Source organism: Desulfosalsimonas propionicica (assembly GCF_013761005.1).
Lineage (GTDB): Bacteria > Desulfobacterota > Desulfobacteria > Desulfobacterales > Desulfosalsimonadaceae > Desulfosalsimonas > Desulfosalsimonas propionicica.
On record NZ_JACDUS010000001.1, the window covers coordinates 332,655 to 355,592 of the forward strand.

At 46.1% G+C, this 22,938-nt stretch carries 15 protein-coding genes; 14 read left to right on the plus strand and 1 reads right to left on the minus strand.

The features are described 5' to 3' along the window. Nucleotides 1-160 precede the first annotated feature (160 nt). From HNR65_RS01495 to HNR65_RS01545, 11 genes are all read left to right on the plus strand, one after another. Nucleotides 161-1,723 (plus strand): lipopolysaccharide biosynthesis protein, encoded by a 1,563-nt coding sequence (locus tag HNR65_RS01495; protein ID WP_181549672.1) that lies wholly within the window; start codon nucleotides 161-163, stop codon nucleotides 1,721-1,723. Nucleotide 1,724: 1 nt separating this feature from the next. Further along, nucleotides 1,725-3,104, plus strand: coding sequence for a Coenzyme F420 hydrogenase/dehydrogenase, beta subunit C-terminal domain (locus tag HNR65_RS01500; RefSeq protein ID WP_181549673.1), 1,380 nt, complete (start codon nucleotides 1,725-1,727; stop codon nucleotides 3,102-3,104). A gap of 73 nt (nucleotides 3,105-3,177) precedes the next feature. Then, nucleotides 3,178-4,269, plus strand: coding sequence for a polysaccharide pyruvyl transferase family protein (locus HNR65_RS01505; protein ID WP_181549674.1), 1,092 nt, complete (start codon nucleotides 3,178-3,180; stop codon nucleotides 4,267-4,269). Between the two features lie 76 nt (nucleotides 4,270-4,345). Next, nucleotides 4,346-5,230 carry a glycosyltransferase family 2 protein gene (locus HNR65_RS01510; RefSeq protein WP_181549675.1) on the plus strand — a complete coding sequence of 295 codons (885 nt, stop codon included), beginning with the start codon at nucleotides 4,346-4,348 and terminating at the stop codon, nucleotides 5,228-5,230. 9 nt (nucleotides 5,231-5,239) lie between these two features. Further along, a complete protein-coding gene (locus tag HNR65_RS01515; RefSeq protein ID WP_181549676.1) occupies nucleotides 5,240-6,043 on the plus strand; it encodes a sulfotransferase family protein in 804 nt (267 codons plus the stop codon). A gap of 524 nt (nucleotides 6,044-6,567) precedes the next feature. Next, nucleotides 6,568-8,808, plus strand: a complete 2,241-nt coding sequence (locus HNR65_RS01520; RefSeq protein WP_181549677.1) for an autotransporter family protein — start codon at nucleotides 6,568-6,570, stop codon at nucleotides 8,806-8,808. A 257-nt stretch (nucleotides 8,809-9,065) separates the two neighbouring features. After that, nucleotides 9,066-10,157 (plus strand): mannose-1-phosphate guanylyltransferase/mannose-6-phosphate isomerase, encoded by a 1,092-nt coding sequence (locus HNR65_RS01525; protein ID WP_181549678.1) that lies wholly within the window; start codon nucleotides 9,066-9,068, stop codon nucleotides 10,155-10,157. Between the two features lie 61 nt (nucleotides 10,158-10,218). Further along, entirely contained in the window at nucleotides 10,219-11,016 is a 798-nt protein-coding gene (locus tag HNR65_RS01530) for an ABC transporter permease (RefSeq protein WP_181549679.1), read from the plus strand. Continuing rightward, a complete protein-coding gene (locus HNR65_RS18090; RefSeq protein WP_220128244.1) occupies nucleotides 11,013-12,239 on the plus strand; it encodes an ABC transporter ATP-binding protein in 1,227 nt (408 codons plus the stop codon). Before HNR65_RS01530 ends, HNR65_RS18090 begins: the two co-directional genes overlap by 4 nt. Beyond that, on the plus strand, nucleotides 12,236-13,405 hold the full coding sequence (locus tag HNR65_RS01540; RefSeq protein ID WP_181549680.1) for a class I SAM-dependent methyltransferase: 1,170 nt from the start codon (nucleotides 12,236-12,238) through the stop codon (nucleotides 13,403-13,405). The genes HNR65_RS18090 and HNR65_RS01540 overlap by 4 nt, the downstream gene beginning before the upstream one ends. A gap of 6 nt (nucleotides 13,406-13,411) precedes the next feature. Further along, nucleotides 13,412-17,191: a glycosyltransferase gene (locus HNR65_RS01545; protein ID WP_181549681.1), complete on the plus strand. Its 3,780-nt coding sequence runs from the start codon at nucleotides 13,412-13,414 to the stop codon at nucleotides 17,189-17,191. A 76-nt stretch (nucleotides 17,192-17,267) separates the two neighbouring features. Here the strand turns inward: HNR65_RS01545 and HNR65_RS01550 are convergent, their stop codons facing one another. Next, nucleotides 17,268-18,455 carry an IS4 family transposase gene (locus HNR65_RS01550; RefSeq protein WP_181549682.1) on the minus strand — a complete coding sequence of 396 codons (1,188 nt, stop codon included), beginning with the start codon at nucleotides 18,453-18,455 and terminating at the stop codon, nucleotides 17,268-17,270. A 164-nt stretch (nucleotides 18,456-18,619) separates the two neighbouring features. On the opposite strand from HNR65_RS01550, the gene HNR65_RS01555 reads away from it, so the two are divergent. From HNR65_RS01555 to HNR65_RS01565, 3 genes are all read left to right on the plus strand, one after another. Continuing rightward, on the plus strand, nucleotides 18,620-20,704 hold the full coding sequence (locus tag HNR65_RS01555) for an ArnT family glycosyltransferase (protein ID WP_181549683.1): 2,085 nt from the start codon (nucleotides 18,620-18,622) through the stop codon (nucleotides 20,702-20,704). A 64-nt stretch (nucleotides 20,705-20,768) separates the two neighbouring features. Beyond that, nucleotides 20,769-21,806 (plus strand): GDP-mannose 4,6-dehydratase, encoded by a 1,038-nt coding sequence (gene gmd / locus HNR65_RS01560; protein WP_181549684.1) that lies wholly within the window; start codon nucleotides 20,769-20,771, stop codon nucleotides 21,804-21,806. Nucleotides 21,807-21,816: 10 nt separating this feature from the next. Continuing rightward, nucleotides 21,817-22,698, plus strand: a complete 882-nt coding sequence (locus HNR65_RS01565) for a GDP-mannose 4,6-dehydratase (protein WP_181549685.1) — start codon at nucleotides 21,817-21,819, stop codon at nucleotides 22,696-22,698. The last annotated feature ends 240 nt before the right edge of the window (nucleotides 22,699-22,938 follow it).

Genomic DNA, 22,938 nt, shown 5'->3' on the forward strand with positions numbered 1-22,938 from the left:
AATGACAGATTATTACCTGACTGCCGAAAACACCCGGAACCCGGCAATATCCCTGAACCTGCCGCATACTTTGGTAATTTCGATACATATTTTCTATCCATACCAGGAATGTAATCGAATTGGTAAGGGTGATACTTAAAGCTTGAGCGACTGAAAATCAATGCCATTAAATAAAAAACAATTCGCCCTTAATGCCGCCAGCGGCTGGATGGCCCAGCTTACTTTTGCCCTGGTTGGGTTCATCTTGCTGCCTTATATTATCATGCGGCTTGGGGAGCAGGGGTATGGTATATATCAGCTTGCCAGGTCTGCTCTTGTCTTTTTTATGTTTTTGCAGTTGGGCATGGGGCCCACTCTGATCCGTTTTTTTGCCAAAGCAATTGCCAAAAATGATACTACCGAATTACAACGAATAAACAGCACGGCGCAGTGTTTACTTGGCGGACTGGGATTACTGGCTTCATTGCTGGGCTTGGCTTTAATCCCGATCTTTGTTCGGTTTTATGAAATCCCCCCGGATTTTGCTTATGACACCACCGGCCTTTTGATCTGCATGGTCATCTCACTGTTTATGAACATGACAGTCATTGTGCCACAAGGACTGGTTTTTGCCGCCAATCGCTACGATCTAGCCAATTGCATTGAAATCAGCAGTCATCTGATACGCTTGGTTTTAATCGTTGCTTTGTTCGAATTATTGTATCCATCTATTTTGTTTGTTGGTCTAAGCATATTGGTGTCTCAGTTATTTCGGTTTTTAGCCCTTTTTGGAATAGCTGTAACGCATGTTGGAAAATCAGCTTTTATTTCAATCCATCATGTATCAAAAAGCTCACTGAGGAAGGTGCTCGGCTTCAGCATGCTGAATCTGACCAACTCGGTTGCTGGTGCTGTAGTATTCCAAAGCCCGATCCTTATCATCGGCAAGGTCCTGGGGCAGGAGATGGTCGCGGCATTTGCCCCGGCGCTTCTTGTTTCCACCGCCATGAAAGGCTTTTTGGGGCAAACCACGCGGCCCCTTGTTCCCTTGGCCAGTCAGGACCGGGAACAAAACACAGGCAAGGCCCTTGGGCGCTGGGCTGTTTATGCCGGCCAATTGGCAGCATTTGTAGGTTTTGGTATTGCGCTGCCCCTGGCTACTTTCGGCCCGGAGATTATGCGTCTATGGCTTGGAAGCGATCTGGCCTGGGTTTGGTCCGTAGTTGCAGTGATGAGCACAGGGGTGGCTGTTTCCCAGGTTCAGGCAGCCAACTATTTCCTGGCCCTTGGCGGCGGCCAGATTCGCCCTACGGTCTACAGCCAGGTCGCAATGGCTGTTGTTGTATGTCTCGGGACTCTTGTCGGCACTGCTTGGCTTGGATGGAACATATTTGGCGTGGCACTCTTTATTGCTTGCTGCATTTTTATCCGCAACACTTTCTATCTGGCATATGCCTATTCCCGGCAATTTTCTTATTCGTTCGCCGGCTATCTCTGGTCTGTATACGGCCTTCCCGGTATTATTACCGCTCTGTGTGTTGGAGGCGGATGGCTGTTAAAAATCGCAATTTCTTCGGATAATATTTTTTTATTAGCGCTTCAGGGGCTACTGGTTTTGGGAGCATACTGTCTGTTAAGCTGGCTTTTTCTGATTCCCAAGCCAGTAAAGAGTAAAATAAGCACCTTAATCCTGGCCAAAATACGCCGTATGGCAGCTCCGGCCAGTCCATCATCCGGGCTCTAATATGAATATTATAACAGAAGTTGTTCAAAAAGGCTGGTGTGTGGGCTGCGGCATGTGTGCAGCGGTTTGCCCGAAAGAGAGGCTGGAAATCCGCTGGAACCCACGTGGAGAATATAGTCCGATAGAAGTTGAGGGATGCGCAGATTGCAGCAAGAATTGTCAAATTTGCTATAAAGTTTGCCCTGCCCATGGCAATACCCCTGACGAAACAGAGATCGGAAAAAAGTTGTACGGCAAAGCCGAAGGAGTCCAGTACAAAAGCGAGACTGGTTACTATCTTTCTTCCTATGTTGGCTATTCTAAGGAGCATCGGGCAACCGGGGCCTCCGGCGGGATGGCATCATGGACTCTGGAGGCGCTTCTGGCCTCAGGCAAGGTTGAGGCGGTAGCGACTGTTGGACGAACCAAAGACCCGGACAAATTATTTGAGTTCAGGATTTGCCATAGCGTTGAAGAAATTCGCGCCAGCGGGCGCTCAGCCTATTATCCGGTCGAAGTCAGCCAGGTTATGCAATATATTCTCAACAATGAGGGCCGTTACGCAGTTATCGGGCTTCCTTGTGTGTGCAAGGCGATTCGTTTGGCTCAGGACATATTCCCGAAGCTTAAAAGGCGAATTCCTTATGTCTTGGGACTGACATGCGGGCACCAATGCTCAAAATTTTTTGCGGAATATATCTGTGCTCTTGGTGGCGGCGATCCTCATGAACTAAGAGAAATGATTTTTCGAACCAAAGATCTCACTCAACCAGCTTCTAACTTGGGCTTTCTTTTTCATTCTGGCTGCGGGAGCAATGAAATCTTCAAACAAGTACTATGGAGAGATGGTGTAGGCGAAGCTTTTGCAAATGGCTTTTTTCAAATACCGGGATGTTTTTACTGCGATGATGTCTTTGCCGAATGTGCAGACATTGCGTTTATGGACGCTTGGCTGCCGGAGTATAAAAAACAACCGGAAGGCCATAGTATTATATTAATAAGAAATACAGAAGCTGATGAATTAATTGGCAATGAAGCCTGTGGTAGTGGTAAGTTAAAATTGTCTGAAATTAGTATTAAACGGGTGATGCAAAGCCAGCTGAATGTGATAAATCAAAAGCAAAGCCTTCTTTTTGATAAAAAAGATTCTTTATCCTTGAGGTATTATTTGTATAAAAAACCAATGATATTGCAATCAAGAATTCGACGTATACATTTTGAAATTTCTGATAAATCCTCAATAGCATGGAATTTTCATAAAAAAAATTTGGTTGAATTTAACAAGGACAATGATCTGCTTGAACTGAGCACAAAACTTTCCAAATATAAGAAATATCAAAAAATAATCCGGCTCCCAATGAGAATTTCAGGGCGAATTCAAAGAGCCTGCTTAAGAATATAAACTACTTCATTCAAAAGATTTTTATCTCAGCCCGAATTGGTCTTCAACCAGGAGTATATACGGAAGAATTTCAATGATAGGTATTTTGACGTTTCACCACGTTTACAATTACGGGGCTCTTCTCCAAGCATACGGGCTACAGACGTATATAGCCAGCCTCGGTTATGATGTGACCATTTTAAATGTCAGGCCGTTTCATCGGTCGATACGGCCCAGATCAAGATTTTCGCGTGTTTTTGATACCGTCAAGGACAAAGTTTGGCCGATAGAGTCAAAAAAAGAAGCGGCTAACAGTTTTGATGCGTTTCGAAACAAATGGCTTCAGTTAAGCCAACCATACGATTCCCTGAAAAAGGCCCTTCGAAATGAAACTGCCATTGAATCCCTGGTTGTCGGCAGTGATCAGGTGTGGAATCCCAAATACGGTAAAAAAGCGCTGGACACATATTTTTTAAGGGATGCGCCGGCAGAAATTCGTAAAATCGGGTATGCGGCCTGTGCCGGATCCAAGACAGCACCTATTGCGAAATTGCATCGATATAAGCGGTTTGTGGAGCAGTTTCACGCCATCGGAGTGAGAGATGAGTTTACAAAAGAAATTATTCAAAGCATAACCAACCTGCCGGTTAACATGGTAGTGGATCCATCGCTGCTGATTGACTGGGATTTTGTTTCCGAACATGCGAGACCAATTCAAGTTCCGGGTGAATATATTTTTTATTACGGCCGGACCAATGCTGGAGAGAGGGCTTTGGAACAACTTGAAAAAGCGTACCATCTGCCTGTGGTCTCGCCGGGAATGGAAGGAGACCATAATACCGACAGCAAATATGAATCCATGGAATCCGTCGGCCCTCTTGAGTGGGTAAACTTATTAAAAAATTCATCAATGGTTGTTACGCGCTCGTTTCACGGCCTTATGTTTGCACTGAAGCTGAACAAACCGGTAATAGTGGCTCCGGCAAACCAGATTTCGCTTGACAGGCTTGAAGACGCATGCCGCAGATTTGAAATCAAGGATTGCCTTTTGGACATTGGCTCTGACGGAAAAGATGGACCGAAAAAGATAAATCGGATCAATTTTCAAAAAGCCCGGGCAATAATGGATAATGAATTGATCAAGTCCAGGAGATATCTGGATGAATCGCTAATGAAAGACGAATGAATCCAACCACCCTCTGCCATACGCACCGAGCAATTGAAAAAGTCAAAAGCTTTTCTCTCTTTGGCAGGACACTCCAATGATGATTTCCGTTGTTATCCCGTCTTATAAAAGACATGATCTTTTACTTCGAGCGGTGAAGAGCGTATTGTCGCAGACTCTACCGCCATATGAAATTATTGTCTCCAATGATGGGCCTGACCGAGAGAAGGCTGAACTTCTATCGTCCTTGGATTATGACCATTTAAAATATATTGAAGCCCCCCGTTCGGGTAAAGCCTCAGTAACCCGTAATTTCGGTATCGGGTGCGCAAAGGGTGATTGGATCGCATTGTTAGACGACGATGATATCTGGTTGCCGACTAAGCTAGAGGTACAATTTAATTACCTTGAAAAACAGAATAATAAGAATGCTATAATTGCTGGGATCGAAATGGTGTATGCACCCTCAGGAAGAATATGGCGCCGCCCAAAAGGAAATTTTCAAGGGATGATAAAATCTAGTGATGCTGTTTTGAATCGCAAGGGAGGGTTTAATACTTCAACAATAGTAGCACCCCGCCATATATTCTTAAAATATCCATTTAATGAGAAAATTAATAAATTAGAGGATGTTGAGTGGGTTCTGAGTGCAGGAATCGAGTTGAATACATGTATTCCCCCTGAGCCTGTATGTGTAAGGATAGTAACAGAAAAGGACGGTTTAAGCCAACCCGGAGGCTTTGAGACAGTCTGGGCTTGGTATCTAAGAAATAAAGAAAAAATGACTATTCAATCCAGATGCTATTCTATAACAGATATTTTGGCTCGTAGGGCGAGTTATGATTTTAATTGGCAAGCATATTTAGTTCTTGTTAGAGAATTACATAAAGAAAATGTGTTAAATTTTATGAATATTTGTAGACTGACTTCCTATTTTGTTGCACCTCAACAAGTCAGAATTTTTATCAAGAAGCTAATATAAAGGAACTGAATGGATCTGAATAAAGAAATTCTTGTTGCTGCATCCTCAATTCTAAACCCGGTGGTCTTGGGAAGTCCAAGAATTCTTACGATCTATAAAACGTGGAGAACCCTATCCTCGATTTGTGTATCAAATCAACACAGATTTGTCTTTATCAGAATACCAAAAGCGGCAAACACGGCCTTGCTTTTTAATCTGTATCTCTCAACAGGTGGAAAAGAGATTGATTTTTGGGATCGACGAAAGATAACCTACGAGCATTTTTCTCATTTAGGTGGAAAAACATTGATGAAAGGAATTTTGCCATTAAAGTACTACACTTTTTTTACAGTGTGCCGAAATCCTTATACTAGAATTTTGAGTGCATATTTACAAAAATTTGCGATGAGTGCTTTTATTAAAAGGTTTCAATCGGTTAAGCCATCTTTTTTGCCCTCTATAGACGGTTTTCTTTCTTTTCTAACTTTTTTAGAAAATGGGGGGTTATATAGTGATCATCATTGGATTCCACAGGTAGATTTTTTGTGGCCTGAAAAATCAAGGATTGACTATTTATTAAGATCTGAATCGTTGGATTCGGATATGCACAGATTATTTAAAACTTTGAATTTGGATACCCCCAATAAATATCATGAGGATATTGGTAAAAAAATTATTAAATCAGGTTCTGCGCCGACAGGGGCAGATAAAAAAATTTCAAGTTTTTATGTAGGGCAGTCTGGACGTGCAGCCGCAAAGATCGTATACAGGCTATACCGCAAAGATTTCGAGGTGTTCGGATATCCCGCCTCAATCCCTAATTTGAATTTTTAATCTGCTGCACCTTGGACATTCGGATATCATTTTTCCCCGGTTGTTGGTAAACGATACAATAGCAATATCCATGAACCGAAGGGAGTCATCTTCGTAATCTCGCAGCCGTTCAGCAATTCACGGTTGCTACTGATCTAATCAGTTTATTGGCTCGCTGAAGCGAAAAGCAGAATGCGTATTGTACACCGCAATTGGTTCCAATATTCTATGCCCGAACTGAATTTGCCAATATCATCTGGGGCTCTTACTGGTCACTGCGGATTGCTCGACATTCGTATACTTTCAGTATGTTGAATTTACGAATGGGTGCCAACTTGGATTTGTATTTTATAATTAGAGAGTTGTGATATTACAACATGAAATAATTATAAATATTTTAAGCTTCAATGTATGCCCAATTTGGCCTCTGTTGTAAATACCGTCTAAAATGTATTCCTCGAAAGTTGATTTTTAATCTTAAAAGCCAGGAGAAAATTATGTGGAGCCGGATTTTAGCTTTGTTATGCATACTGATATTCATGTCAATGCCGGTATACGCGAAGTCTGCCTTCAAAACGGGGGAAGAGGTCAACTCATTTGAATATATCAACTGGGAGGATGTTCGGGTTTTTTTATCCGAAGATGAAAAATTTTCCGGAGTTGTGGGGGTTTACAACAATCATTATGTGGGTTTCGACAGGGAATTTTCCGGCTCCATCATCAATGAAGGCAGAATTTTCGCAGCGTCTGATGCCAGCAGTGCTCCTGTCTTCGGCATATATTTTGAGCTGCCTGTTATAGAGAGCACAATTATAAACTCCGGCATCATTGAAACAGAGACCAACATTGACGGAACGCAGGGAGATGCCTCGGGTTCGGCCACAGGTGTATACTCGATGACAGTAGAAAACAGCACCATTGATAACTCGGGAAGTATCAGTGCAAGGGCAAATTTAAATAATGTCAACGGAGACGCTTTGGCCCAGGCCAGCGGGATTCAGATTGGATACCTTTTAGGTGAGGCCAGAACTTTAAAAGACAGCACCATTATCAACACAGGAAGCATAGAGTCAAGTGCGGATCTGACAAACATAAGCGGAAATGCCGATATTTATGCACTGGGCATCTTTGTAGATTACGCCGTATCAGATTCTAAAATAACCACAATAGACAATCAGGGCACAATAGAGGTATCTGCTTCAGTCGATAACAGTCCAAGTGAGACCAGCTTCAGGACTGCAGGCATTTGGATCGGAGAAAGCGATGGCGATAAAGTTCAGGTTGGGAACCGTGGACTAATCAAAGTTGATGTATCCGATCTTGGTGAATTCGAAGAAACAGTCCCTGACAATGGCGGCAGTTTTAAAATAGCCTCTGCGGTCGTGTTTGACAAAACCACCGCGGATTTCAGCAACACCGGCCGTCTGTATTCCTCTGGCAATGCCCGCGCCCTGTCCCTTTATAATGGATCAGATGTAACGCTTCAGGACGGATTCGGCTATGTTTTCCACGGCAGCCCGGCTGAAACAAAAAGACCCATATATGTCGATGCCCTGAGCACCCTGGATCTAAACGGCGTGCCTCTTATTGCAGACGGCGCTAGTGACACGGTTCTCGGCCAGCCCTATTACCTGGTGGATGAGGACAGCACGGTTGCAAACACATGGGGGCCGCTTAAAAAAGGCTTTTCTAACCCGGATATTACAGTGAACTGGCATGGAGACGACAGGGCCGGGAATTCGGCTGTGATCTTCAATTTTACACCCGAGGGCAACAAGTCGGCAAGGGCGGGCATGGCCGCTCGCACAGCTGCATATGCCGGCCAGGCGCAGCTTTCGCAGTATCTGCTATCCGGCCACGTATTTGGCGGGGGAAGCTTCCTTGCAGATGCACAAAAAAACAAGGAGCCGATACTGCTGGCCTCAGCAGGCACAAGCGATGTATACAACCTGGGAACCTCCGGCGGTGCCTATAAAAACGGTGCCTATATTCTGCCGTATTATACAAAAATCAAGGAAAAAGGTTTGGGCGCAGACATTGATTCCAGAGGGTTTTTCATGGGATATGAAAGAAAGCTTGACGCTTTTACCGTTGGCGTGTTCGGCGGATACGGCAGAAACGATGTTGACTTTACCGACACCTACAAAAACAATGACGAGGACCAGGACGGCTACACCGCGGGTGTGTACGGAATATATAACCAGAACAAATGGTTTGGAGAATTTTTTGCCAGCTACAATAAAATAGAGCACGACTATTCCGGATGGACCGGGATGAACCTTGAATTAAGGGAAACAGATGACTATGACAGCCATGCTTTTTTGACCGGGGCAAAGGCCGGAATGAAGTTTGAGGCGTCGGCTTGGGGCATTTACCCGTCAATGGGGCTCAGCTGGACCAACTGGAGAACCGGGGGCCACAGTTCAAAGGTTGCGGTCAATTCGGACTGGAACACGCATTATGATTCCCTGAGCGAAGATTGGTTTCAACTGTCTGCAGGAATTGACGCCTCCAGGAAGTGGCGCCTGGAAAATGACGGGGCATTCAGGATAACCGCCGGTATGGGGGTCAAAAGGGCCCTCAATGACAATGACATGGAAGTGGCCCAGAGCCTGATGGGCCAGAATGCAGTGATCAAAGAATCCATGGCATCGACCTCGGCCGTCCTGAATTTGGCCGGCATCTACAGCCGGGAGGTCTTTAGGATCAAGCTCGGCGTGATCAGCCAGCACAACGAGGATTATGATTACTACAACGGTTATCTGCAGGCGGGATTTGTGTGGTAGAAAAACGAATCAAAGATAAATTGAGCAAAAGGGGTGCCTGGCCACACGGGTGCCCCTTTTGTCATTAAACGTGTCTTGACAGTAAAGCATAGAAAGAGTACCAAAGTTGTTCAAATTTGAAACCTTTTCGGCGATGCTTTTTGTGTCCCCGAAAGGGGCGGAGTGCTTGGAAATAAAGCCTTTGGCACAAAAAACAGGGGCGTGAATTTTTTCCGTTCTTTTTAACGATCCAAATCACATGGAGATTGTGATAAGATATGATTTTACCAGTAGTGTTGTCAGGGGGTTCGGGTACCCGCCTGTGGCCCATGTCGCGCAGATTATATCCCAAGCAGTTTTTGCCCATGCTGGGCGGCCAGGAGACCCTGCTGCAGTCTACGCTGCTGCGCCTGAACTCTGTTGACGACTGCAATCCCCCTGTGCTCGTCTGCAACGCGGAGCACCGTTTCATGGTCGCCGCCCAGGCCCAGGAGGCCGGAGTAAAGACTTCTTGCATTGTTCTTGAGCCAGTGGCCCGCAACACCGCCCCGGCCATTGCGGCTGCGGCTTTGATGGCCCTGGATGCGGGACAAGACCCTTTGCTGCTTGTCCTGCCGGCGGACCATTATATTGCGGACCCGGCGGCTTTTGCCCAGGCCGTCATTGCAGGTCAAAAGGCCGCAGAAAATGACGGCCTGGTCACTTTTGGCATCCTTCCGGACAAACCGGAAACAGGATATGGCTATATTCGCACATCCCGGGCCGGGGAGGCGGCAGAAGCCCTGCCGGTCCTGGAGTTTGTGGAAAAACCACACCGGGCCGCCGCGGAAAAATACGTTGAAACCGGCGGCTACCTCTGGAACAGCGGCATGTTTCTTTTTAAAGCGTCCGCTTATCTCCGGGAGCTTGGCGCCCACAGCCCGGAAATGCTGCTGGCCTGCAAAAAGGCGGTCAGCCAGGCGATAGAAGATACCGATTTTGTGCGCCTCGATGAAGATGCCTTCGCTGCCTGCCCGGCGGATTCCATTGATTACGCGGTTATGGAAAAAACCCATCATGCCATGGTGGTTCCGCTGGCTTGCGGCTGGAGTGACATCGGCTCCTGGTCGGCACTCCATGAAGTTTTGGAAAAAGATGCCTCAGGCAATGCCTGTATTGGCGATATATATATCCGGGATGTGAACAACAGCTATTTTCATTCCGATTCCCGGCTGGTGGCTGCATTGGGGGTGGACAGCCTGGTTTTGATTGATACGCCGGATGCGGTTATGGTCTCGACTTTAAACCGGGTCCAGGAGATAAAGTCCATTGTTTCGGATTTAAAGGAGCAAGGCCGGAGGGAAACAGAGACTTATGACCAAAAACCATGAACCCATCCATGCGTTTTGCAGCTAAATCAAGACAAACCAAAGTATAGGGAAAATACCCGTCATGAGCGCATTGATCCGCGCCGCCTGGGCATATCGGAACTTTATCATCACCTCTGTCAAAAACGAGTTTATCAGCAATTTCATCCGCAGCCGCCTGGGCGGGCTGTGGATGGTGATTGAACCGCTGGTCATGGTGGCCATCTATGCGGTGATTCTCTCTGCGGTGTTGGGAGCAAAGCTGCCGGGACTGGAGGAAAACCGGTTTGGCTACGCCATCTATCTGGTTTCCGGGATCGCCTGCTGGGAACTGTTTTCCAACGTGATTATCCGTTCCCTGAATATGTTTATCGCCAACGGAAATCTGATGAAAAAAGTTGTATTTCCGAAAGTTTGCCTGCCCTGCATCACGGTGGGCACGGCACTGGTAAACAACATCTTATTTATTTTTGCCGGGCTGTTTATATTTTTACTCGTAGGCCACTGGGTTACCTGGCAAATCATCTATTTGCCCGTTCTGGTTGCCCTTACGGCTGCCCTTGGCCTTGGTTTTGGATTGATTTTCGGCATTCTCAATGTATTCATCCGCGATGTCGGCCAGGCGGTGCCCCTGATATTGCAGATCGGCTTCTGGGGCACCCCCATTGTCTATCCTGTTTCCATTGTGCCGGATCAGGTGAAGTTTTTTCTTCAGCTCAACCCGGTGTTCTACCTGGTGCAGGGTTACCGGAACGTGCTGGCTTTTGGAGAGCCCGTACAGTGGTTTCCCTTGCTGGGGCTCGCCGGCATGGCAGCAGTTTTGCTGGCTGCGGCCTTTTGGATGTTTCGCCAGGCCAGCCCGGAAATGGTGGATGTGTTATGACAGCGCCGGTAATGGAAGTCAGCGGTATCACCAAGATCTTTCGCACCTACCGAAGAGAGCTGCAGCGGGTCGCTACCTGGTTTGGTCTGTCGCCAAAGCCGGCAGAGGAGTTTGTCGTCCTTCGCGATATTTCCTTTGGAATGATGCCCGGCCAGGCCATCGGAATCGTGGGGCAAAACGGCGCGGGCAAGAGCACACTGCTCAAGATCATTACCGGAACGTTGGTCCCCACTCACGGACGGATCATGGTCAACGGCCATATTTCCGCCCTGCTGGAGCTGGGCCTGGGATTCAATCCCGAATTTACCGCCCGGCAGAATGTGTATCACAGCGGCGGATTAATGGGTTTTTCCCAAAAGCAGATTGCCGGGTTCATGCCCGAAGTCGAGGCATTTGCCCAAATCGGAGATTATTTTGACGAGCCCATGCGCACCTATTCCAGCGGCATGCAGATGCGGGTGGCCTTCAGCCTGGCCACGGCCGTCCGGCCGGATGTCCTGATTGTCGACGAGGCCCTGTCTGTGGGAGATGCCTATTTCCAGCACAAGAGTTTTGAACGCATCCGCAGGTTCAGGGAACAGGGAACGTCCCTGCTGTTTGTTTCCCACGATAAGTCGGCTGTGCAATCCCTCTGTGACAGGGCCATTCTTCTGGAAAAGGGAGAGGCGGTCAAGGATGGTGATCCAGAAGAGATCATGGATTTCTACAATGCCATGATCGCCATGAAAGAAAATACCACGGTGGAAGTCCGGGAACTGGATTGCGGCAAAAAGCAGACTGTCTCCGGCACCGGCCAGGCAAAGGTCCAAAGCATCGGCCTGTACAATTCCAAAGGCGAGCCTGCGGAGCATATCGGAGTCGGAGAGCATGTGGAACTGCGCATCAAGGTTAAGGTCTTTGATGATCTTGAATCCCTGGTCCTGGGCTATGCGATCAAGGACAGGCTGGGCCAGGTTATGTACGGTACCAATACCTGGCATACAGGCCAGGCCATACAAAACCCTGTTCAGAATGATGTATACAATTTTACTATATCCTTTCCGGCAAATCTGGGGGTGGGGAGTTATGCGATCACTACAGCCCTGACCGATAGAGATTCTCATATTACAGCCAATTATGAATGGATAGATTTAGCAATGATTTTTGATGTCATAAATTTTGATAAGGTCCAATTCACTGGAAGTTCTTGGATTGAACCGATTATCGAGGTCAATCAAGTATGAGTGATGGGTTTTATAGGTCTTTTGAGGATAAGTTTAGGGGATCACGGGATGTTATCAAGAAGCGGCTCTCGGTTTATTCTCAAATTATAGATTCTCTATCCCAGTGCTATAAAAATTTTTCAGCAGTCGATCTGGGGTGCGGCCGGGGCGAATGGCTTGAGTTGCTTCATGAAAAGGGACTAAGTGCAAAAGGCGTGGATATCGACAGAGCAATGCTCGATGTATGCCAAGAACTAAAGCTTGATGTGAGTGAAGGTGATGCCCTGAATTTTCTTGAGCTTCTTCCGAAGGAGAGTCAAGTTATTGTTTCAGCTTTTCATCTGGTTGAACATCTCCCTTTTGATGAATTAAAAAAACTTGTTGAAGAGTCATTTCGGGTACTGAAAAGAGGCGGAATTTTGATGATGGAAACACCCAATCCTGAGAATATACAGGTAGGGACAGCAAATTTCTATTTAGACCCAACTCATCAACGGCCTATTCCACCTCAGCTCCTGTCTTTTTTGCCGGAATATTATGGATTTGAAAGAATTAAAACCTTGCGCCTTCAGGAATCAAAGGACGTTCAAACATTAGACAATTTGACTCTTAGGAATGTTTTTGTCGGTGTAAGCCCAGATTATGCCGTAATAGCTCAAAAATCAGCTGACGAAGAACTGTTGAAAAAGACAGGTGCGATTTTTGAAGGCGATTGGGGGGTAACTTTAGAAACGCTTGCAAATAGCTATGACCTGCAAAATAGGAAAAGGATAGAGCAGGCCGAGATCCAAGCCAGAGATGCACAAGCAACAGCCCGCCAGCTCCATGACCAACTCAACTCGGTATACTCAAGTACTTCCTGGCGTGTCACCTGGCCGCTGCGCAAAACAAAAGATCTTATTCATTTTTTGCGAAATTTACTGAAAAATGGTGCCAGGGCCGTTCTGGTGCCAACAATACACATTGTGCTGGCCCGGCCATGGTTAAGGAGCCGGATTGATGCCGGGCTCATGCGGTTTCCGCGGCTGAGGGGCAGGTTGCAGCGTATTGCCATTGGTTCAGCCCATTCTTTCGACCATGCGGATCAATTCTATGGGATAAGTTCCGATACAAAGAATATGAGCCCTACTGCCAGACGCGTCTATGCCGACCTGAAAAAAGCCATCAATCAGCAGCAGAAGAAATAAAAACCCATGCGCATTGTCATTGACCTGCAAGGTGCCCAGACTGAAAGCCGTTTTCGCGGTATCGGCCGCTACTCCATGTCCCTGACCAGGGAGATGGTAAAGCAACGGGGCAATCACGAGATCGTCATTGCCCTAAACGGACTTTTGCGCGATACCATTGAGCCTATCCGCGCTGAATTCGAGGGGCTGCTGCCCCGGGAAAATATTCGTGTCTGGTATGCTCCCGGCCCGGTACGGGAATGCGAACCCGGCAACGAATGCCGCCGCCAGGCAGCAGAATTTATCAGGGAAGCATTTCTGGCCAGCCTGAATCCGGATATTATTTTCGTGACCAGTCTCTTTGAGGGATTTGTGGACGATGCTGTGACAAGTGTTGGTCTTTTTGATCAAAAGACTCCTGTTTTTGCAACGCTATATGATCTTATTCCATTACTAAGCCCTGAACATTATTTGACTCCTAATCCTGGTTATAAAAAATATTACCTGAACAAGATCGAGCATCTCAAAAAGGCAACCGGATGGCTTTGTATTTCAAATGCCACCGAAAGAGAAGCACTGGAAATTATTGGCAATGACAATAAATACACCGTAAATATTTCTACTGCCTGCGATGATAAATTTTGTAGCTTAGAAAGCTCGAAAAAGGATTTCCAAGTTTTAACGAACCGATATCGTATCAATAAGCCCTTCATTTTATATACCGGTGGCTCGGACTTTAGAAAAAACTTGCACAGTCTGATCAGGGCTTATTCCGAGCTATCTCCAAAACTGAGAGCAGAATACCATCTTGTTTTGGCTGGGAAAATGCCTGAAGGGGAAATTGGACTCCTGAAAAAAACCGCCAAGAAGGCTGGCTTAAACGAGAACCAAGTTATCTTTACAGGCTATGTGACTGACGAAATGTTGTTACAGCTCTATAATCATTGTAAACTTTTTGTCTTTCCATCTTGGCACGAAGGGTTCGGGCTGCCAGTACTTGAGGCCATGTCATGCGGTGCACCGACCATATGCAGCAACAACAGCAGCCTGCCGGAAGTTATTGGCAATGAAAAAGCGCTTTTCAACCTTTCATCGGAAAAAGAAATTTCAGACAAGATTGTGCAAGGGCTAACTGACAAAAGCTTTAGATCAGAACTCTTGAAACACTCATCCAGACAGAAAAAAAAGTTTTCCTGGGAAAAGAGTGCACTGCGAGCGTTAGAATTTTTAGAAAATTATTATGATAAAGAAGCTGGAAACGAAAAAAAAATTGTTTTCCCTGAAAGCCGGCCTATGTTGGCTTACGTCTCGCCACTCCCACCCGAACGAACCGGTATAGCAGATTACAGCGCCGAACTCGTGCCTTTTTTGGCGGAATATTATGAAATCGTCGTGGTGACGCCGCAGGCACGAGTCGATGATACTTGGGTTAGCAGGCATTGTAAAATTAGAGATGTTTCCTGGCTAAGGCACCATGATAGTGAACTGGACAGGGTGATTTACCAGTTCGGTAATTCACCTTTCCATCAACATATGCTTTCATTAGTAACGGAAATTCCGGGTACGGTAGTGCTGCACGATTTCTACATGAGTGGGCTGATGTCTTGGTTGGAAATGAATGCGGGCGTCGAATATGCTTGGACCAAATCGCTTTATGAAGCCCATGGATATGGTTCTGTATGCGCACGATATCGCGATGCCGAAGGAGCAAAACGCAAATACCCGGCCAACTTTAATGTTTTGCAGTATGCCCAAGGAATTATCGTTCATTCTGATTATTCGCGGCAGCTTGCTCACCAATGGTATGGGGACAACAATCCCGACAATTATGTTGTCATTCCTCCCCTGCGCACTCCGGCCCCATTATTTGACAAGAATAAAGCCAAAAGACAACTCGGCTTCAGAGAAGATGATTTTATTGTCTGCAGTTTTGGTTTTCTGGATGCAACCAAACTAAACCATCGCCTGCTTGAATGCTGGCTTGCCAGTTCACTTTCCCGGGACAAGCATTGTTATTTGATTTTTGTTGGCGAAAACTGCTGTGATGGCTACGGCAGTGGCCTGCTTCGAAGTATTAGAGACAGTGGCCTCAAAAAGCGCATACGCATCACTGGCTTTGCTTCAGCCGAAGAGTTTTGTCTGTATCTTATGGCTGCGGATATGGCAGTGCAACTGCGCACGTTATCGCGCGGGGAAACATCCGCGGCCGTCTTGGATTGTCTGAATTACGCTTTGCCGCTGATTGTGAATCGCAACGGCTCGATGGCTGAACTGGACTGTGAGACCGCATGGATGCTGCCGGACGAGTTTAAGGACGCCGACCTCATTGAAGCTTTGGAAACATTAAGGCGAGACCCTCAAAGGCGGCGAGTTCTCGGGAGATGCGCCTGTGAAACCATGCATCAGAATCACGCACCTGTGGAGTGCGCCAGACGTTACGCAGAAGCTATCGAGCGGTTCCATCGCAGGGCCCAAGTTTCTAAGCTTTCATTGATTCGCGCTATCGCCAAAAAAACAGAAGTGGCCTCGTTTTCTGAGCCTGAACTTATTCGCTTCTCCAAGTCGATTGCAGCTTCCTTGCCACCATCGAGGCCGGCCAAACGCTTGTTTTTGGATGTGACCGGCACCTGTCGGAATGACCTCAAGACAGGCATTGAACGTGTGGCCCGAGCTCTGATGATCGCCTTGTTGGACGCACCGCCGCCCGGCTACCGCATCGAACCTGTTTATCTCACTGAAGCCGGCGGAGCGTGGCACTATCGCTACGCCCGGCGTTACATACTTGACTTGCTGGGGTGCCCGTCCCAAGCGCTTAACGACGAAATCGTTGAACCTCAGAATGGGGATATTGTGCTGGTGCTTGATCTGTCCGGCGATGTGCTTATTCAGGCACAAAAAGCGGGGTTGTTTGCAGCCTACCGGGATAATGGTGTTGCTGTTTTTTCGACTGTTTTTGACCTTTTACCAGATCGTATGCCGGAGGTGTTTCCTCCTGGTTCAGACAATATGCACCGACAATGGCTTCAGGCTATTTCAAGTTTTGATGGGGCAGTGTGCATCTCCAGGGCAGTTGCCGACGAGTTTGCCGCATGGCAAAAACGAGCAGGGTTTGACTGGAAAAATAGGCGACCATATAGAATAGAGTGGTTCCACCTTGGGGCAGATTTCGAACATTCAGCTCCCAGCCATGGCCAGCCTGGGAATGGGCAAAAAATACTCGCGCATCTCAAAGCGCACCCGAGTTTTCTGATGGTCGGAACCATAGAGCCGCGCAAAGGGCAATTGCAAACCATTGAGGCGTTTACTCAGCTCTGGGAGGATGGGATAGACGTAACTCTGGTTATTGTCGGAAAGGAAGGATGGCTGGATGTGCCCGACAATATGCGCCGCAACATTCCAGAAACTGTTCAACGCCTCCGATCCCATCCCGAACTCGACAATCGTCTGTTCTGGCTTTCAGGAATCAGCGATGAATACCTGGGAAAAATTTATGCTGCCTCCACTTGCCTTATCGCCGCCTCCTACGGCGAGGGTTTTGGCCTGCCGCTAATTGAAGCAGCCCAGCACAAACTACCCATTATAGCCCGGGATATTCCCGTGCTCCGCGAGGTGGCAGGCGATCATGTCTACTATTTTCAGGGCAAGGAACCGGATGGTTTGGCTGGTGCAGTAAAGCAATGGCTGGAGCTCTATAAAACCGGCGCCCATCCCCGCTCTGATGACATGCCCTGGCTGACCTGGGAGCAGAGTGCAGAGCAGATTAAACAAATTTTATCCAATAACCCACTGCTGTCCAAAATAATCTGAAAATTGGTTCTCTGACATCATAAATTCAATGAGTTAAATCGGAAAATTTGAATTTTCAGGGCAAAGGTTTCTGTTTTTAGTACAGGTGCTGTCCAGGAACCTGAAGTGGCAACGAATATTGGACAGGCTGCGGTTCAATTGGCAATACTTCGAATGGGCTATGTATCCATTCCCATAAGTCCCTGTATGTAAAAAGGTTCCATCGCAAAAAAGCCACCAGGTTTGACAGCGACCAACCGAATCTCGACTTGAACTGAAGAAACTTGACCATGAGCATGGCGATTAATGCTGTCCAAATCTGGATGTAAAGGGCATTTTCACTTGTGCCTACAAAGGTTTTCACCTTCAGGTTCTGTTTCAGGGCCTTGAAGAAAAGCTCAATCTGCCATCGGTCCTTGTATATCGCGGATATTGTGCTTGCACCAAAATCCAGGTGGTTGGTTAAAAGAACAATCTGGCGCGAATTGACATTATCCCACACCACCGCCTTTCGCATATCATGGGGGCAGTCTTTTTTAGCCCTTGCGCCGGTGAAACGGATCAATTGGTCGGACAGGATATTGCGCTTTTGGGGGACCTTGAAGTTTTTAACCACCTCGTAATCGGCATTGTCCTTCAGGCGGGTGACAAAATAAATCCTGTCTTCGGTCCACAGGGCAAAAAGCCTGTAGTCGTTGTAGGCTCTATCCATGGTGATGATAGAACCGGGAGAAAGTGAAATCGTGCGGGCGATGGTGACATCATGCTTCTTTCCGTTGGAAATATAAGCGTAAGATGGCATATACCCGTCATGATCCAGCAGAAGATGCAGTTTTACAGCACCCTTGGTTCTGCGGAACTTTGCCCATGGAAACAGGGATAAGCACAAGGATATAGTGGTGCTGTCAAGAGAGAGCAGCTTGTTTTTAAAGCGGAACTTATGCTTGCCGGGGGTAGCCATCTTGCACGTGGCAAGCATTTCATAGAACAGGTCCTGAAACATCTCCCAAGGCCTGTGGGCATTTGCATATGACAGGGTTGATTTATTCGGAGCTTTTTTCATGCCCAGGTGCTTCATTTTGCCCATGCAGCAGGCAACTCCGCCGCAAATTTCTCTTAAGCTTTTGGCCTGCGCGATCTGGCAAAACAACATGGCTACAAAATGCTCCCATGAATTGAATTTTTTGGCAAAACGCTCGGATTGATGCTGGTATACAAGCTCATGAAATTTTTTCCGGTCAATCAAAGCAATCAGTTGACTGAAGAGGCTGGCGTGCTTTATCATGGGGCATCCTCCTTGGTTCTGGGTTTTTATTGTTTTTTGGTCGAAACAACATTACCCACAAGGAGGATTTTTTTTCAAGCCCCTTCATCGCCGGGCCCGACTCGTTAAACTACAAAATTTCGTTTTTGGACAAGAGTGCCAATAACCAAAGAAGGTAGACGGTTTTGTATCCTCTCCAAATGTTTTTTAGAAAAAAAATACATGCTAAAGTAATATGGCTACTTGTAGTCTTTTGCGCAATTGCGTTGATAAAATATTTATGGCAATTCTACGTCCCGGGACCCTTTATATTTGCTGATGAAACAGAATACTTTCAAAATGCAAGAAAAATTGCTGAAAATGGGGAATTGTTAATATCTCAATACAACCCTTTATACCCTATTCTTATTTCTCCGCTTATTAAATATTTTGATATCATAACAGCTTATGAGTTAGTTAAGTTGTTTAACATATTAATTTATACCTCCTCTTTGTTCATTCTCTACCATTTGGCCCTGCGCTTATTTAGCACATGGAGGCAAGCCCTCTTTATATCTGGCTTGGCTGTATTGTTGCCCCTTAGTTCTAGCACTTTCCTGGTCTGGGCTAATCCTCTTTCTTATTTTCTTTTTTTCGCTACAGCATTTTGCGCAGTCAAATTTGCTGAATCTCCATATTCAACTTTTTGGGCAAGTATAGCTAGTATTGTAGCAGGTCTTTCTTTTCTATCAAAACAAGGTGGAATAGTTGATGTTGGTGCCTTTATCTCAATCGTTTTATTATTAATAATAATCCGCAAAACAAATATTAAATGTGTAGTATATGCTTTGATTCCTGCTATTACAATGGTTGCAGGGATGTTTATCTTTCGTATGTGTTATAGTTCGTCAATTAGTGGCTATTCTCATTCGCTGTCACCAGAAATATCTTTTATAGAAATGGTATTTTATTTATCTCATGCGTTATTAATCAATATAGGAATAATATATTTAACTGGATATATTTCCCTTTTTACTATTTTCATTCTTTTATTAACACGGATTAAATCAATAGATTGGACGAATCAGATACTTATTATTTATACAGGCGTTAGCATTTTGGGCTATTTAGCGCTTGTAATAGTTCATCGCACATTTACACCCCATATTGAATTATTTCATGAAATTCCCATGGGGCGATATTTAGATAGCCCCATGGTTCTTGTGTTTATAATAGGCTTATCAGCTTATATTGGGAATCTAAGTAAGGTTATGTTTTTAAGAAAAATTGAGTATTTTTGTTTTTCTGCTTTGGGAATAATAATTGTATTTGGCAGTGGGTTGCTTAAACACTTGAGCGCTTATGACATGATTAATTCTCCTGCATTAACTTTATATAGCTTTATATATAACAAAACAGGTATTCATTGGCCAAGAGAGCTCCAACTTGATTGGAATCTTCAGCTTCTATTAATAATTTCATTGCTATTGAGTTGCTTGTTTTTAGGAAGTTTAACTCACCGTAAGTTCCTAAAGCTAATCTTTATTTCGTTTTTATCAATATTAACAATAGCAACATTTTCCACCTCTCATTATTATATGTTCAAGATATCTAAATCTCCTTCTGATTTTAACCATTTAATGCGCTATCTAACAAAAAAGGACTTATTGCCTGGTGTATTTAATCCAAATGAATTTGAGTCTGATAACATAAAATCAAATGACTATATTTATAAATTTTGGACTGGATCAAATTCGCTCTATGGCTACCCTTATGGTAATAGCTTGATTTTTTTTGGACAATCTTCCAACGCCTTTGTTAAACCTGATTCTATTACCTATTCAATTGAAAATTTAGCGTCGATACCGGGTATAACTATTGACAATAGTGAAAAACTTTATTTTCAAAATAACGATGGCTTAGTTGGTAATACACCAACAACTATCAAAGTAAAAGTTGCTCGTCAGGGAATATATAAATTAGGAATATGTTCATCTAAGAACAAAAAGAAAAATACTATTATTAAAGATTCTCGCGGAAATATTTATAGTATAGCAAGAGAAAAGATTATTACAGTGATAGCAACCGGAAATCCTCCTTATTTTAATATTGAAATTTTATCCGATAATCATGGTAATGAATGGGGTTTAAAAAGTATGCATATTCAACCCATGGACAGCGTTAAATTTCCATGTGCCTATATTACAATAGATGACTTAAATTTTGAATCTGACCTAAATTTCGGCAGATATAATATTAAAAAATTGTGTTATGAAGAAAAAACCAGATAAGATTACTCAATGTTTGATGTGGAATTTGATTTACGAATAAAGTAAACCTTAAAGGCGTAAACCAATGAGCGAGACTGCAATTATCACCGGCATCACCGGCCAGGATGGGGCCTATTTGGCCGAGCTTCTGCTCGGGAAGGGATACACCGTATACGGCACATACCGCCGGACAAGCTCGGTGAATTTCTGGCGCATGCAGGAGCTTGGAATTGAAAACAATCCAAACCTGCATCTGGTTGAATTCGATCTGACCGATCTGTCCACAACAATCCGGCTGGTGCAGAAAAGCAAACCAGACGAGATCTATAACCTGGCGGCCCAGAGCTTTGTGGGCGTATCCTTTGAACAGCCGATCACCACCGGCGAGATCACCGGCCTGGGAGCGGTCAATCTTTTGGAGTCCATCCGGATCATCAATCCCGGCATTCGATTTTACCAGGCCTCGACCTCGGAGATGTTTGGCCAGGTGCAGACCATTCCGCAAAACGAGCAGACCCGGTTTTATCCCCGCAGCCCTTACGGGGTGGCCAAACTCTACGCCCACTGGATGACTGTCAACTATCGCGAAGCCTACAATATTTTCGGCACCAGCGGCATTTTGTTCAATCACGAATCACCGCTTCGGGGCATTGAGTTCGTAACCCGGAAAATCACCGATGCGGCCGCCAAAATGCATCTCGGCATGCTGGATGTCCTGGAACTGGGAAATCTGGATGCCAAACGGGACTGGGGGTATGCCCCGGAGTATGTCGAGGGCATGTGGCGCATGCTTCAGGCTGATGAGCCGGGTACATTTGTGCTGGCCACGGGCAGAAACCAGAGTGTCCGCGATTTTGTGACCATGGCCTTAAAGGCAGTCCATATTGACCTGGCCTGGGAAGGAGAGGGGCAAAAGGAAAAGGGCATTGACCGGGCCACGGGAAAAACGGTTGTGGCTGTAAATCCCAGATTCTATCGTCCGGCCGAGGTGGAGCAGCTCATCGGAGATGCCGGCCTGGCCCGGGAAGTCCTCGGCTGGGAGGCACACACCAGCCTGGAAGACATGTGCCGGATGATGGTTGAAGCCGACATCCGGAGAAACCGCAACGGATATTGTTACTAAGGGGCCGTTTATGCCCGCTGTACTTATAACAGGAGCCTTTGGGTTTACAGGCCGATATTTAACCCGGGATATGGAAGCCCGGGGCTTTAAGGTTGTGGGTCTGGGGCAAAAGGCCGAAAGCGGAGATGCCATAGCCTGCGATCTGACCGATCCGGATGCCGTGCACCAGGCCGTCAGAACAGTACAGCCCGATTATGTGGTTCATCTTGCGGCCTTGTCTTTTGTGGGGCACCCGGACAAGGAAGCCTTTTACCGGGTCAATGTGCTGGGAACCTTAAATCTTCTCCATGCCCTGGACGCCCTTGATGCGGCTCCCAAAAAGATAGTGATTGCCAGCAGTGCCAATGTTTATGGGGCCAATGCGCGCGAAGTCATCGATGAAGGGATCTGCCCCGCGCCGGTCAACCATTATGCCTGCAGCAAACTGGCCATGGAGCACATGGTGCGCACCTGGTTTGACAGATTGCCCATTGTCATCACCCGGCCCTTTAACTACACCGGTGCGGGCCAGGATGAACGCTTTCTGATTCCCAAAATCGTGAGCCATTTCAGACGCGGCGCTGCGAGTATTGAGCTTGGCAATATTGACATCAGCAGGGATTTTTCCGATGTCCGCGACGTTGCCCGGGCTTATCAGGCCTTGCTGGCGTCTGATGTTCATTCTGAAACCTTTAACATCTGTTCAGGAAAAGCGGTATCGTTGAAATGGATCATTGAAGAACTGCAGACAATCGCCGGTTATGATATCGAGGTCCGGGTCAATCCGGATTTCGTCCGTTCCAATGACATCCCGGTGCTTCAAGGCAGCAATGAAAAATTGTCCCGCCTGGTTGGCTATACCCCCGGGATCTCATTGGGGGAGACGCTGAGGTGGATGTTTGAGTACGAGTGAAAGGTCAGGCAGCGACTAACAGGGGCATAATCTTTTTTTCTCACGCTGCCATTCGTTGCTACGTCATAGGAGTAAAGATTAATTTTGAGTTTATGGTGGGTTGCGGATCTGGATACATATATCGGGCTTGTAAACCCGGGGGCGCGTGCAGGGCTACCGGGGCCGTGAGGTTGTGATTTTGTTTCTGCTCGGAGTCCAAATGCCTGAAACCGAGCTTTTGCTGGCTGTATCACTGAACCG

What these genes read in the sequence shown, in the direction of transcription:
- HNR65_RS01500 (WP_181549673.1), top strand. Translation starts at nt 1,725, where the DNA reads ATGAATATTATAACAGAAGTTGTTCAAAAAGGCTGGTGTGTGGGCTGC.
- HNR65_RS01520 (WP_181549677.1), top strand. Translation starts at nt 6,568, where the DNA reads ATGCCGGTATACGCGAAGTCTGCCTTCAAAACGGGGGAAGAGGTCAAC.
- HNR65_RS01525 (WP_181549678.1), top strand. Translation starts at nt 9,066, where the DNA reads ATGATTTTACCAGTAGTGTTGTCAGGGGGTTCGGGTACCCGCCTGTGG.
- HNR65_RS01565 (WP_181549685.1), top strand. Translation starts at nt 21,817, where the DNA reads ATGCCCGCTGTACTTATAACAGGAGCCTTTGGGTTTACAGGCCGATAT.
- HNR65_RS01515 (WP_181549676.1), top strand. Translation starts at nt 5,240, where the DNA reads ATGGATCTGAATAAAGAAATTCTTGTTGCTGCATCCTCAATTCTAAAC.
- HNR65_RS18090 (WP_220128244.1), top strand. Translation starts at nt 11,013, where the DNA reads ATGACAGCGCCGGTAATGGAAGTCAGCGGTATCACCAAGATCTTTCGC.
- HNR65_RS01545 (WP_181549681.1), top strand. Translation starts at nt 13,412, where the DNA reads ATGCGCATTGTCATTGACCTGCAAGGTGCCCAGACTGAAAGCCGTTTT.
- HNR65_RS01540 (WP_181549680.1), top strand. Translation starts at nt 12,236, where the DNA reads ATGAGTGATGGGTTTTATAGGTCTTTTGAGGATAAGTTTAGGGGATCA.
- HNR65_RS01550 (WP_181549682.1), bottom strand. Translation starts at nt 18,455, where the DNA reads ATGATAAAGCACGCCAGCCTCTTCAGTCAACTGATTGCTTTGATTGAC.
- HNR65_RS01495 (WP_181549672.1), top strand. Translation starts at nt 161, where the DNA reads ATGCCATTAAATAAAAAACAATTCGCCCTTAATGCCGCCAGCGGCTGG.
- HNR65_RS01510 (WP_181549675.1), top strand. Translation starts at nt 4,346, where the DNA reads ATGATGATTTCCGTTGTTATCCCGTCTTATAAAAGACATGATCTTTTA.
- HNR65_RS01530 (WP_181549679.1), top strand. Translation starts at nt 10,219, where the DNA reads ATGAGCGCATTGATCCGCGCCGCCTGGGCATATCGGAACTTTATCATC.
- HNR65_RS01505 (WP_181549674.1), top strand. Translation starts at nt 3,178, where the DNA reads ATGATAGGTATTTTGACGTTTCACCACGTTTACAATTACGGGGCTCTT.
- gmd (WP_181549684.1), top strand. Translation starts at nt 20,769, where the DNA reads ATGAGCGAGACTGCAATTATCACCGGCATCACCGGCCAGGATGGGGCC.